The following is a 14,494-nucleotide window of genomic DNA, read 5'->3' as shown; positions in this document are numbered from 1 at the left end:
GTTCGTTCCTATTCGACACTTACGGCGGTGCCCGAGGCGGACACCATCAGCATGTTGTTGATGACTTCATAGTCCAGATCGACGCCGACCACGGCATTGCCGCCCATCTGGCGGGCGCGGTCCTGCATCTCGGACAGGGCGGTTTCGCGGGCCGAGGCCAGCGCGGATTCATAGGCGCCGGAACGGCCGCCCACGATGTCGCGAATCCCGGCGAAGATGTCGCGGAAGATGTTGGCGCCGATGATGGTCTCGCCCGTCACCACGCCGTGATAGGCGCTGATGCGGCGGCCATCGATGCCGGGGGTGGTGGTGACGATCATCCCACCGACCCTTCCAGCGAGATGGCGACCAGCGACTGCGCCTCCATGGCGAACTCCATCGGCAGGGCCTGCAAGACCTCGCGGCAGAAGCCGTTCACCACCAGCGCGACCGCCTCTTCCTCGTCCATGCCGCGCTGGCGGCAATAGAACAGCTGGTCGTCATCCACCTTCGAGGTTGTCGCCTCATGCTCCACGCGGGACGAGGTATTCTTCACCTCGATATAGGGCACGGTATGGGCGCCGCATTTGTCGCCGATCAGCAGGCTGTCGCATTGCGTATAGTTGCGGCTGTTCTTGGCGCGCGGGTGCATGGACACCAGGCCGCGATAGGTATTCTGCGCTTGACCGGCAGAAATGCCTTTGGAAACAATGCGAGAGCGGGTGTTCTTGCCAAGGTGGATCATCTTGGTGCCGGTATCGGCCTGCTGGTGGTTGTTGGCGATGGCGATGGAATAGAACTCGCCTTGGCTCTCGTCGCCGCGCAGAATGCAGGAGGGGTATTTCCAGGTGATGGCCGAGCCGGTCTCGACCTGGGTCCACATCACCTTGGCCCGCGCCTCGCGGCAATCGGCACGCTTGGTGACGAAGTTGTAGATGCCGCCCTTGCCTTCCTCGTCGCCGGGGAACCAGTTCTGCACGGTCGAATACTTGACCTCGGCATCCTCGAGGATGACGATCTCGACCACCGCCGCATGCAGCTGCGCCACGTCGCGCTTGGGCGCGGTGCAGCCCTCCAGATAGCTGACATAGGAACCCTTGTCGGCGATGATCAGCGTGCGCTCGAACTGGCCGGTATTCTCGGCATTGATGCGGAAATAGGTGGACAGCTCCATCGGGCAGCGCACCCCCGGCGGCACATAGACGAAGCTGCCGTCCGAAAAGACCGCCGAGTTCAGCGTGGCGAAGAAATTGTCCGATTGCGGCACGACCGAGCCCAGGTATTTCTTCACCAGCTCGGGATGTTCGCGGATGGCTTCCGAGATCGAACAGAAGATCACCCCGGCCTTGGCCAGCTCGTCCTTGAAGGTGGTGCCGACGCTGACGCTGTCGAAGACCGCATCGACCGCGACCTTGCGCCCTTCGGCCGGCGCGCCCTCGGCACCCTCGATCCCGGCCAGGATCATCTGCTCCTTCAGCGGGATACCCAGCTTTTCATAGGTGGCCAGCAGCTTGGGATCGACCTCGTCCAGCGACTTGGGCTTTTCGGCCATGCTCTTGGGGCGGGCGTAGTAATACTGGTCCTGATAGTCGATCACAGGATAGTTGAGCATCGCCCATTTCGGCTCGGTCATGGTCTGCCAGCGGCGGAAGGCTTGCAGCCGCCATTCGGTCATCCATTCCGGTTCCTCGTTCTTCTTCGAGATCAGCCGGACGATATCCTCGTTGATGCCCTTGGGGGCATATTCCATCTCGATCTCGGTGTCCCAGCCGTATTTGTAGGACCCCATGCTCTGGACGGTCTCGACGGTTTCGCGGTCCACGCCCTCGCGGATTTCGATTGCCTCGCCGGTCTCTACACTCATCTCAAACCCTTCCCGCGGTCGCCCGCCCATCATTCCTCTGCCGCCAGCGGCCATGGGCCGCGAGCCAGGCATCCGCAAAACGCATCACGTCCCGAGGTTCCGTCGTCGGTCCGATCGAGACGCGGATCGCATCGCCCGCCCATTCCGGCGCGATTCCCATGGCCGTCAGAACCGAACTTGGCCGGACCTTGCCCGAGGAACAGGCCGAGCCTGCCGAGACGGCAAATCCGGCCAGGTCCATCTGCATCACCTGCGTCTCTCCGCGCCAACCCGGCGTCAGGATCGACAATGTATTGGGCAGGCGGCGGGCCTCGCGCCCCGGGAATGTAACCATTTCCGCCCCGGATTCCAGAGCGGCCATCAGGGAATCGCGCAGTTGCGACACTTTTTCCCCGATTCCTTGATCCAGATCATTCTGCGCCGCTTTTGCCGCCGCTGCAAAGCCCATGATGCCGATCAGATTCTCGGTCCCGGCGCGGCGGCCCTGTTCCTGTCCGCCGCCCTTGATCCGTGCCTCGACCTCGGTGCCGCGCTTCACCACCAGCGCGCCGATACCGCGCGGCCCGCCCAGCTTGTGGGCGCTGACGAAGCCGGCCTCGATGCCCAGCCAGTTGAAGGCGAACGGGATCTTTCCGAAGGCCTGGGTCAGATCGCTGACCGCCAGCCCCTGCGGCAGATCCTGGATCACGCCGGTCTCGGCATTGGCGAGTTGCAGCGTCGCGCGGCCGGGATCGGGAATCGCGACCTGCCCCGCCTGATCCGTCGGCAGCGAGGCCTCGCACCAGGCCAGGACGGCGGCATGCTCGACCGCCGAACAAGCCAGTCCCCGGCCCTGCAACACCAGCGCCGCCGACTCGGTCGCGCCCGAGGTGAAGATCACATCCGCCCCCTCGGCGCCCAACGCCGCGGCGATCTCCTCGCGCGCCCGTTCCAGCGCCGATTTCGCCGCCCGGCCCTCGGCATGGACCGAGGACGGGTTGCCGACGATCTCGGTCGCCGCCAGCATCGCCTCGCGCGCCTCGGGGCGCAGCGGCGCGGTGGCGTTCCAGTCCAGATAGACCCGGTTCATGCGCGACCCTCCCGCAGGCTGTCCTCGGCATGGTCCAGCGCCTCGGCGATGCGCTCGGCCAGGCGGCGGGCGACTTCGTCCTTCGACAGGCGCGGCCAGCTTTCCGCCCCTTCCGCAGAGATCAGGGTCACGGCATTCTCGGTCCCGCCCATGATCCCGGTGGCGGGGCTCACGTCATTGGCCACGATCCAGTCGCAGCCCTTGCGCCGGCGCTTGCGGGTGGCGTTGTCCAGCACGTCGTCGGTCTCGGCGGCAAAGCCCACCACCAGCGTCGGCCGATTCTGCGGCAATTGGCTGATCCAGGCCAGAATATCGGGATTCTCGGCGAATTGCAGCTCGGGCAGCTTGCCAGAACCGTCCTTCTTGATCTTGCCAGCCTTGGCATTGGCGACGTGCCAGTCGGCCACGGCGGCGGCCATCACCGCGGCATCGGCGGGCAACGCCGCCTCAACCGCCTCGCGCATCTCGCGCGCCGTCTCGACCGCGATCACCTCGACGCCCTCGGGCGGCGGCACCTCGGCCGGGCCGGTCACGAAACTGACGCGGGCGCCCATGTCGCGCAGCGCCGCGGCGATGGCCGCGCCCTGCGCACCGCTGGAGCGGTTGGCGATATAGCGCACCGGGTCGATGGGCTCATGCGTGGGCCCCGAGGTCACGATGACATGCCGCCCGGCCAGCACCCGCGCCGGCAGAGAGATCGCCGCCTCGGGCGGCAGGCGCAGCGGCCGCTCGCGCCCCAGCGCCGCACGGATCGCCTGAAGGATCGCCTCGGGCTCGGCCATGCGGCCGGGACCGTATTCGCCGCAGGCCATGTCGCCCTCGTCCGGGCCGACAAAGCGGATGCCGTCGTTTTCCAGCATGTCGAGGTTTCGCTGCGTCGCCGGGTGCTGCCACATGCGCACGTTCATCGCCGGCGCGGCCAGGACCGGCTTGTCCGTCGCGAGCAGCAGGGTCGTGGCCAGGTCGTCCGCCATCCCCGCCGCCATCCGCGCCAGCAGATTGGCGGTCGCTGGCGCGACCACCACCAGATCGGCCGCCCGCGACAGCTGGATATGGCCCATCTCGGATTCGCGGGTCAGGTCGAACAGTTCGGTATGGCAGGGCGCCTCGGCCAGCGCCGACAGCGTCAGCGGCGTGACGAACTCCGCCCCCGCCCGCGTCAGCACCGGCACGACCGAGCCGCCCTCGCGCCGGATCAAGCGGATCAGCTCGGGGATCTTGAAGGCGGCGATCCCCCCGCCGACGATCAGCAATATGCGGCTGCCTTGCATGGTCGCTTCCTCTGCCTTGACGCTCGCCCTGCACATAGGCCGAAGCGGGCCGCGGAACAAGCAAGCCGCGCCCGTTAACCAATCTTTAAGCTCCGGCGGGTTAACCAGAGCTCCTGTGACATGGGGAGAGGTGATGGCGGCGATTGCCTATACCGTGGCCTTCGACGGGGTCGAGGCGCGGCTGGCCGAGGTGCAATGCTCGGTTTCGCCGGGCCTGCCGGGATTCGGCATCGTCGGCCTGCCCGACAAATCGGTCAGCGAGGCACGCGAGCGGGTCAAGGCCGCCTTCGGCGCCTTGTCCATCGCCATGCCCTCGCGGCGGGTGACGGTGAACCTGTCACCCGCCGACCTGCCCAAGGAGGGCTCGCATTTCGACCTGCCCATCGCGCTTGCCGTGCTGGCCGCGCTGGAGATCGTGCCGGCCGAGGCGCTGGAGCGCGTGGTGGCGCTGGGGGAACTGGCACTGGACGGGCGTCTCTCGCCGGTCGCGGGCGCCCTGCCCGCCGCCATGGCCGCGGCCGAGGAAAGCCGGGCGCTGCTGGTGCCGCGCGCCTGCGGGGCCGAGGCCGCCTGGGTCGGCGCGGTGCCTGTCTTTGCGCCGCGCACCCTGCGAGAGGCGGTCGATCACCTGACCGACCGCGCGCCCTTGGCCCGCGCCGCGCCGGGCGAGCTGGCCGAAACCGTCTTCGAGGCCGATCTGGCCGAGGTGAAGGGCCAGGAACGCGCGCGCCGCGCGCTGGAGATCGCCGCCGCCGGCCGGCATCACCTGTTGATGGTCGGCCCGCCCGGCGCCAGCAAATCCATGCTTGCGACCCGCCTGCCCGGCATCCTGCCGCCGCTGAGCCCGCAGGAGGCGCTGGAAACCTCAGTAATCCATTCCGTCGCCGGCCTGCTGGACGGGGGCGGCATCTCCCGCGTCGCGCCTTTCCGGCAGCCGCATCACACCGCCTCGATGGCCGCCATGGTCGGCGGCGGCCGCAACGCCCGGCCCGGCCAGGCCAGCCTCGCGCATAACGGCGTGCTGTTCCTGGACGAACTGCCGGAATTCGAGCGCCGCGTCATCGACGCCTTGCGCGAACCGATCGAGACCGGCGAGATCCATGTCTCGCGCGCCAATGCCCATATCCGCTACCCGGCGCGCTTCCTGCTGGTCGCCGCCGCCAATCCCTGCCGCTGCGGCGAGATCGCCGATGCCGCGCGCGCCTGTTCCAAGGCCCCGCGCTGCGGCTCGGACTATCTGGGCCGGGTCTCGGGACCGATGATGGACCGCTTCGACCTGCGCATCGAGGTGCCGCAGGTCGCCATCGAGGACCTGGGCCTGCCGGCGACCGGCGAAAGCTCGGCCAGCGTCGCCGCCCGCGTCGCCGAGGCGCGCGCCGTGCAGGCCCGGCGCTTCGCCGAGCATCCGACAGCCCGGGTGAACGCGGATGCCTCGGGCCGGCTGCTGGAGGAGATCGCGCCGCTCGACGGCGAATGCCGCTCGCTGCTGGCCTTGGCGGCCGAGCGGCTGGGGCTGACGCCGCGCGGCTATCACCGCATCCTGCGCAGCGCGCGGACCATCGCCGACCTGGACGCTTCGCCCGCCATCCGCCAGCCGCATCTGGCCGAGGCGCTGTCCTATCGGCTGCCCTTCGGCCGGCCGGATTGAGACCCGCCCGTTCCTGCCGCCCTTATCCGCAATGCGGTGCCCGGGCAGCCACCGTCGGCCCCGGAATACCAGGCGGACCCGAGATTCGTGCCGATGGGCCATCGCCGAAATCCCGCTCCCGGTCAGTGCGCGCCGCCAGGCGAGGCCGCTCCCCCTCCTCCCGGAACGGTTCAACCCCGCTCGGCCAGCCGCCGCTCGACCGCGTCCCAGATCAGCGCAGCGGCGTTGATGCCGTCGAAACGCTCAAGCTCCTGGATGCCGGTCGGCGAGGTCACGTTGATCTCGGTCAGCCAGCCGTCGATCACGTCGATGCCGGTGAAAAGCAGCCCCTTCTCGCGCAGGGCGGGGCCGATGTGGGCGCAGATCTCAAATTCGCGCTCGGTCAGGCCGATCTTTTCGGGCCGGCCGCCGACATGCATGTTCGACCGCGCCTCGCCTTCGGCCGGCACGCGGTTGATCGCGCCGACCGGCTCGCCATCGACCAGGATGATGCGCTTGTCGCCCCTGACCACGGCGGGCAGGTATTTCTGCGCGATGATCGGCTCGCGGCTGTTGGCCAGGAAGGTCTCGACCAGCGAGGACAGGTTCGGATCGTCGGGCCGCATGTGAAAGATCCCGACCCCGCCATTGCCGTAGAGCGGCTTGAGGATGAAATCGCCGTGCCGCTCGCGAAAGGCGCGGATCTGCGCCAGCTCGCGGGTGATCAGCGTCGGCGGCGTCAGTTCGGGGAAATCCAGCACCAACAGCTTCTCGGGGCTGTTGCGCACCCAGAACGGATCGTTGACGACATAGGTCGAGGGATGCACCCGGTCCAGCAGGTGGGTGGTGGTGATATAGCCCATGTCGAAGGGCGGATCCTGGCGCAGCCAGACCACGTCGAATTCCGACAGATCGACATCGGCCCACTCGCCGAAACTCACATGATTGCCCTGTTCGCGCCGCAGGCTGACGGGCCGCCCGCGGGCCATGACCCGCCCTTCGCAATAGCTCAGCCGGTCGGCGGTGTATTGGAACAGCCGGTGGCCGCGGGCCTCGGCCTCGAGCCCCAGCCGGAACGTACTGTCGCCGTCGATCGAGACATGCTCGATCGGATCCATTTGCAGGGCCACGTAAAGACTCATGCTATCATTCCCAGCCAGTTTCGGACGAAGTTCTCGCGCGCATGGGCCGGGTTTGCAAGCCGCAGCCCTGAACCGGCGCGATATTCATGTTTTTCCGGCCGTCCGGTCCCGGTCACCGACGGATCGGGGTGACGAGGACCGGCTGCCGCCGTCCCGATCTTGCAGATCTCGGCGCAGGGCGCGAGGCCGTTCGGGCCCTGGGATTGGGGGCGAGAACCGCGGCGGGTAAAGCGGGACAGCGGATAGGGCCGACAAGTTTTCGCTGGTCATTTGCCGCTCGGCCCATAGCCGCGTCGAGCCCCTCTGCCCCAAAAGCCCTGGCGACCGGAAAGCCCCGGCGACCGGGCCAGAGCCATGCTCCCAGCACCACGCATGGCCCAGAACAGCCGCTCCTGACCCCGGACTTGCTGGACAGCCGGGCGGTATGGCTGACAGTCACCGATCCATGACGCAGCATCCCCTCCCGTCAGAAGGCAGATGGCAGATGGCAGATGGCAGATGGCAGATGGCAAGCGGATCGAGAAAAAGAGAAGCCCACGCAACCCATTGAAGTTGCGTGGGTTTTCGCTGGTTCATGGTGCCGGTGAAGGGACTCGAACCCCCGACCCCATCATTACGAATGACGTGCTCTACCAGCTGAGCTACACCGGCATCTCATGTGCCGCGCCGGATAACAGGTTCCGGCGCGGGCGAAAAGGGGGGATCAGCGATTTTTCCCCGCAATCTTCACCTCATCCTGTTCGGGCGGCTCGACATCGGGGCGCACCGGCAGGATATCGCCCTGCTCGGCAACCACCGAGGGACGGGCGGGCTGAGGCGGCGCGGCAACCGCCGGCTCGGGATCGGTGACGGTCATCGCCGGCTCGGCCCCGCCCACTCCGGGAGAGACGCGGCGATAATCCGATTCGCGCGGCACCATCCCGGGCGAGACATCCGGGATCTCGACCGCAGCCCGACCGGCTTCGGCCTCCGGCGCCTCGGCTTGCGGACCGACCATGCCGGGCGCGGCTGGTTGCGGCCGCGGCGCAGCCACGGGAGCCGGCATATCGGAGGCCGCCCCTTCCCCATGCCCCGTGCCGACCAGCAGCGGCAGCATCTCGACCCCGTTCGAGGCGGCCGCGCTCCAGGCGGGCGTGTCCGGCTCGCGCCAAGTCAGCGTGTCGAAGCCGCCGCAGCTGTCGCAGGTCGGGGACCAGTCGGCCATGACATTATGGCACTTGTCGCAGACCCATTGCGGGCCACGGCTGGCGACCAGCGCCTTGGCCAGGATGCCGCGCACGACCGCGTCGTCCGAGCCCTCGCCGCGCTCGACGGCGGCCAGGATCGACAGCGAGCGCACCGTCGGATGCTTCTCGGCCAAATCGCCGAGCGCGCGGCGGGCGCCGGGGAAATCCTCGGCCGCCAGAAGCAGCTCGGCGCGCAGCAGCCGGGTTTCCTCCTGATCCGGGTTCTGCCGCATCAGGTCCTCGAAACGGCGCAGCCGCGCCGCCGGCTTCTCGTCCGGCACGATCTCGGCATAGGTCGCTGCGATCGCGGGATGCGGGCGCACGCTCCAGGTCTTTTGCAGCACCCGGCTGGCGTTGCGGGGATCGTTCTGGGCGATATAGCTGCGTGCGGCCAGGACCGCGGCCGGGATCAGGTCGGGACTGGCCCGGTTGGCCGAGATCGCCGCCTCGCGCGCGCTGATCGAATTGCCATGCGCCAGCACCTCGGAGGCCTCCTTCAGCGCCAGGACCGCATCGCGGCGGATATGCACGTCCTTGGGCAGCTGGCCCTGCTGGCGCTTGTCCTTGAGCACCGCGCGCGCGCCCTTCCAGTCGCCCTGGCGGGTTTGCAGTTGCAGCAGAGTGTCCTGCACCTCGGTATGCTTAGGCTTCAGCGCATAGGCTTTCTCGGCCAGTTTCAATGCGGTAGCCGTATCACCCTCATCCAGTTTCTGGCGCATCAGGCCACGGATGCCGACAAAGCGCGTGCGCGGGTCCGACAGCAGACGGCGATAGACCTCGCCGGCCTTGCGGCTGTCGCCCGCCACCTCGGCGGCCTGCGCGGCCAGAAGGTCGGTGACATGCGGCTTGTCGAGGAACTTCGCCGCCTTCGCCGCCTTGTCCTGCGCCAGCTTCCCCTCGCCCGAGGCGACGGCCAGCATGCCTTCGGACAGCGCATCATAGCCCTTGCGCTCGCGCGAGCGGGCGAAATAGCGGTTGATCGCCGTCTCGTCGCCCAGCAGGAAGCGCAGGAAGGCCAGAAGCAGCGCCAGCAGGCGCACGATGATCCAGCCCAACAGCACGATGACCAGCGCCGCGATCACCAGTTGCACCGGCCCCAGTGTGTATTCGGTACCGCCATAGACCATGCTCAGGCCCTGGCCGGTTTCCGAAAGCTGCATCGCACCCAGCGTCAGGACCAGAACGATGGCGAAGAAGATCAGGATTTTCAGTGCCGAAAGCAGCATGGCGCGCCCCTTACCTGCTGCCCGCGGCCAAGATGGCCAGCGCGGCATTGGCTTCGACCCAGGTCTGGGCTTTGGCTGTCCAGTCGGCGATCGCCGCCTGGCCGGCTTGCGGCAAGGTGGCGATCTCGGCCAGCGCGCCTTTGATGTCACCGGCATTCACCGCGGCATCGGCACGCGACAGGACGGCGTCGGGATCGTTGCCCTCGCGCGGCTCGACCGAGCGGGCGCCGGTCTGCACGCGCAGGAAGTTGCCGATGGCTCCCAGCGCGCCCTCGTTTTCCGGCGCCTCTTTCAGCGCGGCGGCCAGCGCTTCGCGCGCGGCGGCAGGGAAGCTGCTGCGCAGCTGGGCCAGGGTCGGCACGTCGCCGGCCAGCACGGCCGGCGGCTCGACCCCGGCGGCGCGCAGATCGGCCAGCGCCTGATCGCGGGCGCCGCCGGTCTCGATCGCGGCTTGCAGCGCGGCGGCAGCGGCAGCGGCCTGGGCGCGGCGGTTCGCCGCTTCGGCGGTCTCCTGCAAGGCGGATGCCTGCGCCTCGGCGGCAGCGATGCGCTTTTCAGCATCCTCGGCCGCGGTGGCGATCCGGGCTTGCAGGGCTTCGGCCTGCGCCGCGAGGTCCTGGACCTGCTCGGCGCTGGTCGCATCGGCCGCCGGGCGTGCCGCGAGCTCGTCGATACGGCTCTGCTGCGCGGCCAGCCGCGCGGTAAGCTCGTTCAGCACCTGCTGAAGCCCCTCGCTGTTTTCGCCCGAGACCACCGGCGCCACCACGGGACGCGCGGCCAGATCGGCCACGGCCTTTTCCAGCGCAGCCAGCTTTTCCTCCTGCGCCTTCAGCGCCTCGGCATCGCCGTCCTGGACCTGTGCATCGGCCAGCGCCTGGCGCGCCGCATCCGCCCCGGCCTCGGAGGCGCGGTTGGCAAAGGCGTCGGCCTGGGTCTGGATCTCCTCGCGCGCCGCCTCGACGGCCGCCTCGCGGGCGGCGGCGATCTGCGCCTCGGTCGGGGCGGCATCGGTGCCGACCGGCTGCCAGGCCGGCGGCAGATGCGGAATCGCCCACCAGGCGGCCGCGGCGCCCAGGCCGGCGGCGACGACACCGCCCAGGAAGGTCGGCGCGAAGCCGGCCTTGCGCACCTCGACCACGCGGGTTTCGGCCTTGGCCGGCTGTGTCTGCGCGGGGGCGGGTTTCGGCGTCCCGGCCGGAGCGGCATCCGCCTTGGCGACCGGCGGCACATTGCCCGGTTTCGCCTCGGCGGCAGGCGGCGGCTCGGCGGTTTTCGATTCGGCAGCCGGCTTGCCGGCGCCCGGCTTCGGCGCGGCGGCATCGGGTCCGGTGCCGCTGCCAACCAGCCTCGATTCGACCTGCGGCTTGGCTTCGGGCTTCGCCGCCGGGGCCCCCTCGCCGGCGCTGATCGGGTGGCTGTCGATGACGGAACCCGAGACCGCTTTCTTTTTACTGTCTTTTCCGGGGCTTGCCTTGTTATCGCTGGAATTGGTTTCTGGCTTCTTCACAATTCTTCCCCGTTCCCTTTCGTGTCGCAGCCCGGCTGCCGGGGCAGGTCCTGCCCCTTCCGCCCGCGATCATGCCTGGCTCCCGCCGGCAGTCTAGTCGCGGGGGCGTGGCGCCTCAACCCGCCCTCATGCGGATTGTTCCGTGTCCAGCAGGCGCTCGACGGCCCAAAGCACGCCCTCGGCATCCGGCGTCGGCGCCGGCGCGATGCGCGCGGCCGGGCCCTGCCAGGCGTCCCGCGCCGCCGGGCTGATCGGCGCCAGCCACAGCGGCGCCCGCGCCCCCGCCGCCTGATCGGACAGGATCCGCGCCGAGCGGGGCGAGAACAGCGGCAGGATCACCGGCACCGGACCCGCCAGCGCCGACTGCGCCGCCGCGTTCAGCGGCTCGGGCAATTGGTCATAGACCACCATGCCCGGCACCGGCAGCACCTTGGCGACATGGGCGCCATGCGGATGCAGCCAGCCCTCGCCCAGCCCGTCCAGCAGCGGCAGCATCCGCGCGGCATCGCCCGGCCCTTCGGTCACGTCGAAACCCGCCGCCCGCGCCGCCTCGGCCGTGGCCGGACCGACGCAGATCGCCGGCCGCCCGCGCCCCGGCCCCGCCGCCGGCACCGCATTGACCGAGGTGAAGACCAGCCCCCGCGCCGCCGCCAGCCGGCCGGCGTCATGCGCCACCGGCCGGATGCTCAGCACCGGCGCGATCAGCACCTCCACCCCCAGATGCCCGAGCCCTGCGGCAAATCGCCGCGAGGCCGGTTCGGGCCGGGTCAGAAGCAGGATGGGCGCGGGGTTCGGCGGCATGGCAATCGGCCTGACAAGATGTTACTCCCCCTCTGCCTAGGCCGTTGGCGGCGCGGGAACAAGGATGAGCATGGGACTGACCTTTCTGGGCATCGAAAGCAGCTGCGACGATACTGCGGCAGCCGTGGTGCGCGACGACCGCAGCATCCTCGCCTCGGTGGTGGCGGGGCAGGCGGCGCTGCATGCCGATTTCGGCGGCGTCGTGCCCGAGATCGCCGCCCGCGCCCATGCCGAGAAGCTGGACCTGTGTGTCGAGGAGGCGCTGGCCCAGGCCGGGCTGCGGCTGTCGGAGCTGGACGGGATCGCCGTCACCGCCGGGCCGGGCCTGATCGGCGGCGTGCTGTCGGGGGTCATGCTGGCCAAGGGGCTGGCGGCGGGCAGCGGGCTGCCGCTGGTCGGCGTCAACCATTTGGCTGGCCATGCGCTGACGCCGCGCCTGACCGACGGCATTCCCTATCCCTATCTGATGCTGCTGGTCTCGGGCGGGCATTGCCAGTTCCTGCGCGTGGACGGCCCCGAGGACTTCACCCGGCTCGGCGGCACCATCGACGATGCGCCGGGCGAGGCCTTCGACAAGGTGGCGAAGCTGCTGGGCCTGCCGCAACCGGGCGGTCCCCCGGTCGAGGCGGCGGCACGGGCAGGCGATGCGCGCCGCTTCGCCCTGCCCCGGCCGCTGCTGGACCGGCCGGGCTGCGACCTCAGCTTTTCCGGGCTCAAGACCGCCGTGCTGCGCCAGCGCGACGAGCTGGTGGCGGAACAGGGCGGGCTGCACGAACAGGACCGCGCCGATCTATGCGCCGGCTTCCAGGCGGCCGTGGCCGAGGTGCTGGCCGAAAAGACCCGCCGCGCCCTGGCGCTGGCCCCCGCCCCGGTCCTGGCCGTGGCCGGCGGCGTTGCGGCCAATCAAACGCTGCGCGCGGCCTTGCAGGCGGTCGCGGCCGAGGCGGGCACGTCCTTCCTCGCCCCGCCGCTTCGGCTTTGCACCGACAATGCCGCGATGATCGCCTGGGCCGGGATCGAGGCTTACCAAGCCGGCCGGCGCGACGGCATGGATCTGGCCGCGCGCCCGCGCTGGCCGCTGGACCAAAAGGCCGCGCCGATGCTGGGCGCCGGCAAGCGGGGGGCAAAGGCATGAGCGTGGCGATCATCGGCGCGGGCGCCTTCGGCACGGCGCTGGCGGTTTCGCTGGCAGGCAAGGGGCCGGTGACGCTCTGGGGCCGCGACACCGGCTGGGCCGAGACGCGGGAAAACCCGCGCCTGCCCGGCGTGACGCTGCCGCCGGCGCTGCGTGTCACCGACCGGCTGGACGAGGTCACGGCCGAAACCGTGCTGCTGGCGCTGCCCGCGCAGGTGCTGGGCGGCTTCCTCACCGAGCACGGCGCACGCTTCGACCACCGCAATCTGGTCAGTTGCGCCAAGGGCATCGACCTGGCCACGCTGACCGGTCCCTCGGCGCTGATCGCCACCGCCTGCCCACAGGCCAACGTGGCGGTGCTGACCGGGCCCAGCTTTGCCGCCGACATCGCCCGCGGCCTGCCCACGGCGCTGACACTGGCCTGCGCCGATGCCGGCGTGGCCGAGTCACTGCAACGCCAGCTTTCGACGGCCACGCTGCGGCTTTACCGCACCACCGACGTAACCGGAGCGGAGCTGGGCGGGGCTCTGAAGAACATCATCGCCATCGCCGCCGGGGCCGCCATCGGCGCGGGCTATGGCGACAGCGCGCGGGCCAGCATCGTCACCCGCGGCTTTGCCGAGATGCTGCGGCTGGCCACCGCGCTCGGCGCCCGGCCCGAGACCTTGCCCGGCCTGTCAGGCCTTGGCGATCTGGTGCTGACCTGCACCTCGGAGCAGTCGCGCAATTTCCGCTATGGCCTGGCGCTGGGATCGCGCCGCCCCTTTGCCGCCGGCACCACGGTCGAGGGCGCCGCCACCGCCCGCGCCGTCACCCAGCTGGCCGAAAGGCTGGGGATCGAGATGCCGATCTCGAATCTGGTGGCGGGCCTTGCCCAAGGCAGCATCGCCATGGAACATGCGCTGGATTTTTTGCTGAACCGCCCGCTCAAGGAGGAATGATGCCCCTTTTCGCCGTGATCTGCCGCGACCATCCCGGCAAGCTGCAAACCCGTCTCGACACCCGCGAAAAGCATCTGGCCTTCCTGAAGGACCAGCCCGGCCTGAAGATGGCCGGCCCGCTGATCGAGGACGGCGAGATGCGCGGCTCACTGCTGGTGGTCGAGGCCGATGGGTTGACCCAGGTCAAGGAATGGGCGGCGCAGGACCCATACAAGGCAGCGGACCTGTTCGCCTCGGTCGAGGTGATCGAATGGAAAAAGGTAATCGGCTGATGGCGTATTGGCTGTTCAAATCCGAGCCGGACGTCTTCAGCTTCGACGACCTGATCGCCAAGGGCGAGACGGGCGAGCAATGGGACGGCGTGCGCAACTATCAGGCCCGCAACAACATGCGCGCCATGAAAAAGGGCGAGCGCGGCTTCTTTTATCACTCGAACATCGGCAAGGAGATCGTCGGCATCTGCGAGGTGGTGGCCGAGGCGCATCCCGACTCGACCGCCGCCGACCCGAAATGGGAATGCGTCGATCTCCGCGCCGTCGCCCGTATCCGGCGCCCTGTCTCGCTGGACGAGGCCAAGGCCGAGCCGCGGCTCAAGGACATGGTGCTGGTCAACAATTCGCGCCTGTCGGTGCAGCCGGTCTCGGATGCGGAATGGGAGATCATTCTGGAACTAGCCGGCGGCACCGAGACGCTCTGAACGCACCAC

The 14,494-nt window shown here is 69.3% G+C and carries 13 protein-coding genes and 1 tRNA gene; 5 read left to right on the top strand and 9 right to left on the bottom strand.

What is annotated here, in order from left to right:
- Positions 1-8 precede the first annotated feature (8 nt).
- The 4 genes from AQY21_RS24890 to coaBC are packed head-to-tail and all read right to left on the bottom strand — an operon-like array spanning position 9 to position 4,183.
- Entirely contained in the window at positions 9-320 is a 312-nt protein-coding gene (locus AQY21_RS24890; protein ID WP_058100274.1) for a heavy metal-binding domain-containing protein, read from the bottom strand.
- Positions 317-1,843, bottom strand: a complete 1,527-nt coding sequence (gene sufB / locus AQY21_RS24885; protein ID WP_058100273.1) for a Fe-S cluster assembly protein SufB — start codon at positions 1,841-1,843, stop codon at positions 317-319. Before sufB ends, AQY21_RS24890 begins: the two co-directional genes overlap by 4 nt.
- A 1-nt stretch (position 1,844) precedes the next feature.
- On the bottom strand, positions 1,845-2,912 hold the full coding sequence (locus AQY21_RS24880) for a cysteine desulfurase family protein (protein ID WP_058100272.1): 1,068 nt from the start codon (positions 2,910-2,912) through the stop codon (positions 1,845-1,847).
- On the bottom strand, positions 2,909-4,183 hold the full coding sequence (gene coaBC / locus AQY21_RS24875) for a bifunctional phosphopantothenoylcysteine decarboxylase/phosphopantothenate--cysteine ligase CoaBC (RefSeq protein WP_058100271.1): 1,275 nt from the start codon (positions 4,181-4,183) through the stop codon (positions 2,909-2,911). The genes AQY21_RS24880 and coaBC overlap by 4 nt, the downstream gene beginning before the upstream one ends.
- Positions 4,184-4,316: 133 nt before the next feature.
- On the opposite strand from coaBC, the gene AQY21_RS24870 reads away from it, so the two are divergent.
- Positions 4,317-5,831, top strand: a complete 1,515-nt coding sequence (locus AQY21_RS24870; RefSeq protein WP_058100270.1) for a YifB family Mg chelatase-like AAA ATPase — start codon at positions 4,317-4,319, stop codon at positions 5,829-5,831.
- Positions 5,832-6,001: 170 nt separating this feature from the next.
- On the opposite strand, the gene gshB is transcribed toward AQY21_RS24870, so the two are convergent.
- From gshB to AQY21_RS24845, 5 genes are all read right to left on the bottom strand, one after another.
- Positions 6,002-6,952, bottom strand: coding sequence for a glutathione synthase (gene gshB / locus AQY21_RS24865; RefSeq protein ID WP_058100269.1), 951 nt, complete (start codon positions 6,950-6,952; stop codon positions 6,002-6,004).
- A 575-nt stretch (positions 6,953-7,527) separates the two neighbouring features.
- A tRNA-Thr gene (locus tag AQY21_RS24860) sits at positions 7,528-7,603 on the bottom strand.
- 52 nt (positions 7,604-7,655) lie between these two features.
- Positions 7,656-9,404, bottom strand: a complete 1,749-nt coding sequence (locus AQY21_RS24855) for a heme biosynthesis protein HemY (protein ID WP_238986899.1) — start codon at positions 9,402-9,404, stop codon at positions 7,656-7,658.
- A 10-nt stretch (positions 9,405-9,414) separates the two neighbouring features.
- Positions 9,415-10,911 (bottom strand): hypothetical protein, encoded by a 1,497-nt coding sequence (locus tag AQY21_RS24850; protein WP_058100267.1) that lies wholly within the window; start codon positions 10,909-10,911, stop codon positions 9,415-9,417.
- A gap of 126 nt (positions 10,912-11,037) precedes the next feature.
- Complete coding sequence (locus AQY21_RS24845) at positions 11,038-11,712, bottom strand: uroporphyrinogen-III synthase (RefSeq protein ID WP_058100266.1); 675 nt, start codon at positions 11,710-11,712, stop codon at positions 11,038-11,040.
- 64 nt (positions 11,713-11,776) lie between these two features.
- On the opposite strand from AQY21_RS24845, the gene tsaD reads away from it, so the two are divergent.
- Genes tsaD through AQY21_RS24825 form a run of 4 tightly spaced genes read left to right on the top strand, consistent with a single transcriptional unit; the run spans position 11,777 to position 14,485 of the window.
- Entirely contained in the window at positions 11,777-12,847 is a 1,071-nt protein-coding gene (tsaD, locus tag AQY21_RS24840) for a tRNA (adenosine(37)-N6)-threonylcarbamoyltransferase complex transferase subunit TsaD (protein WP_058100265.1), read from the top strand.
- Positions 12,844-13,788: an NAD(P)H-dependent glycerol-3-phosphate dehydrogenase gene (locus tag AQY21_RS24835; protein WP_058100264.1), complete on the top strand. Its 945-nt coding sequence runs from the start codon at positions 12,844-12,846 to the stop codon at positions 13,786-13,788. The genes tsaD and AQY21_RS24835 overlap by 4 nt, the downstream gene beginning before the upstream one ends.
- A complete protein-coding gene (locus AQY21_RS24830) occupies positions 13,788-14,060 on the top strand; it encodes a YciI family protein (protein WP_058100263.1) in 273 nt (90 codons plus the stop codon). Before AQY21_RS24835 ends, AQY21_RS24830 begins: the two co-directional genes overlap by 1 nt.
- Positions 14,060-14,485 carry an EVE domain-containing protein gene (locus AQY21_RS24825; RefSeq protein ID WP_058100262.1) on the top strand — a complete coding sequence of 142 codons (426 nt, stop codon included), beginning with the start codon at positions 14,060-14,062 and terminating at the stop codon, positions 14,483-14,485. Before AQY21_RS24830 ends, AQY21_RS24825 begins: the two co-directional genes overlap by 1 nt.
- The last annotated feature ends 9 nt before the right edge of the window (positions 14,486-14,494 follow it).

The organism is Paracoccus sp. MKU1 (genome assembly GCF_001447385.1).
Lineage (GTDB): Bacteria > Pseudomonadota > Alphaproteobacteria > Rhodobacterales > Rhodobacteraceae > Paracoccus.
This window is presented reverse-complemented; position numbering and strand designations above follow the sequence as displayed.

What these genes read in the sequence shown, in the direction of transcription:
- AQY21_RS24890 (WP_058100274.1), bottom strand. Translation starts at nt 320, where the DNA reads ATGATCGTCACCACCACCCCCGGCATCGATGGCCGCCGCATCAGCGCC.
- sufB (WP_058100273.1), bottom strand. Translation starts at nt 1,843, where the DNA reads ATGAGTGTAGAGACCGGCGAGGCAATCGAAATCCGCGAGGGCGTGGAC.
- AQY21_RS24880 (WP_058100272.1), bottom strand. Translation starts at nt 2,912, where the DNA reads ATGAACCGGGTCTATCTGGACTGGAACGCCACCGCGCCGCTGCGCCCC.
- coaBC (WP_058100271.1), bottom strand. Translation starts at nt 4,183, where the DNA reads ATGCAAGGCAGCCGCATATTGCTGATCGTCGGCGGGGGGATCGCCGCC.
- AQY21_RS24870 (WP_058100270.1), top strand. Translation starts at nt 4,317, where the DNA reads ATGGCGGCGATTGCCTATACCGTGGCCTTCGACGGGGTCGAGGCGCGG.
- gshB (WP_058100269.1), bottom strand. Translation starts at nt 6,952, where the DNA reads ATGAGTCTTTACGTGGCCCTGCAAATGGATCCGATCGAGCATGTCTCG.
- AQY21_RS24855 (WP_238986899.1), bottom strand. Translation starts at nt 9,404, where the DNA reads ATGCTGCTTTCGGCACTGAAAATCCTGATCTTCTTCGCCATCGTTCTG.
- AQY21_RS24845 (WP_058100266.1), bottom strand. Translation starts at nt 11,712, where the DNA reads ATGCCGCCGAACCCCGCGCCCATCCTGCTTCTGACCCGGCCCGAACCG.
- tsaD (WP_058100265.1), top strand. Translation starts at nt 11,777, where the DNA reads ATGAGCATGGGACTGACCTTTCTGGGCATCGAAAGCAGCTGCGACGAT.
- AQY21_RS24835 (WP_058100264.1), top strand. Translation starts at nt 12,844, where the DNA reads ATGAGCGTGGCGATCATCGGCGCGGGCGCCTTCGGCACGGCGCTGGCG.
- AQY21_RS24830 (WP_058100263.1), top strand. Translation starts at nt 13,788, where the DNA reads ATGCCCCTTTTCGCCGTGATCTGCCGCGACCATCCCGGCAAGCTGCAA.
- AQY21_RS24825 (WP_058100262.1), top strand. Translation starts at nt 14,060, where the DNA reads ATGGCGTATTGGCTGTTCAAATCCGAGCCGGACGTCTTCAGCTTCGAC.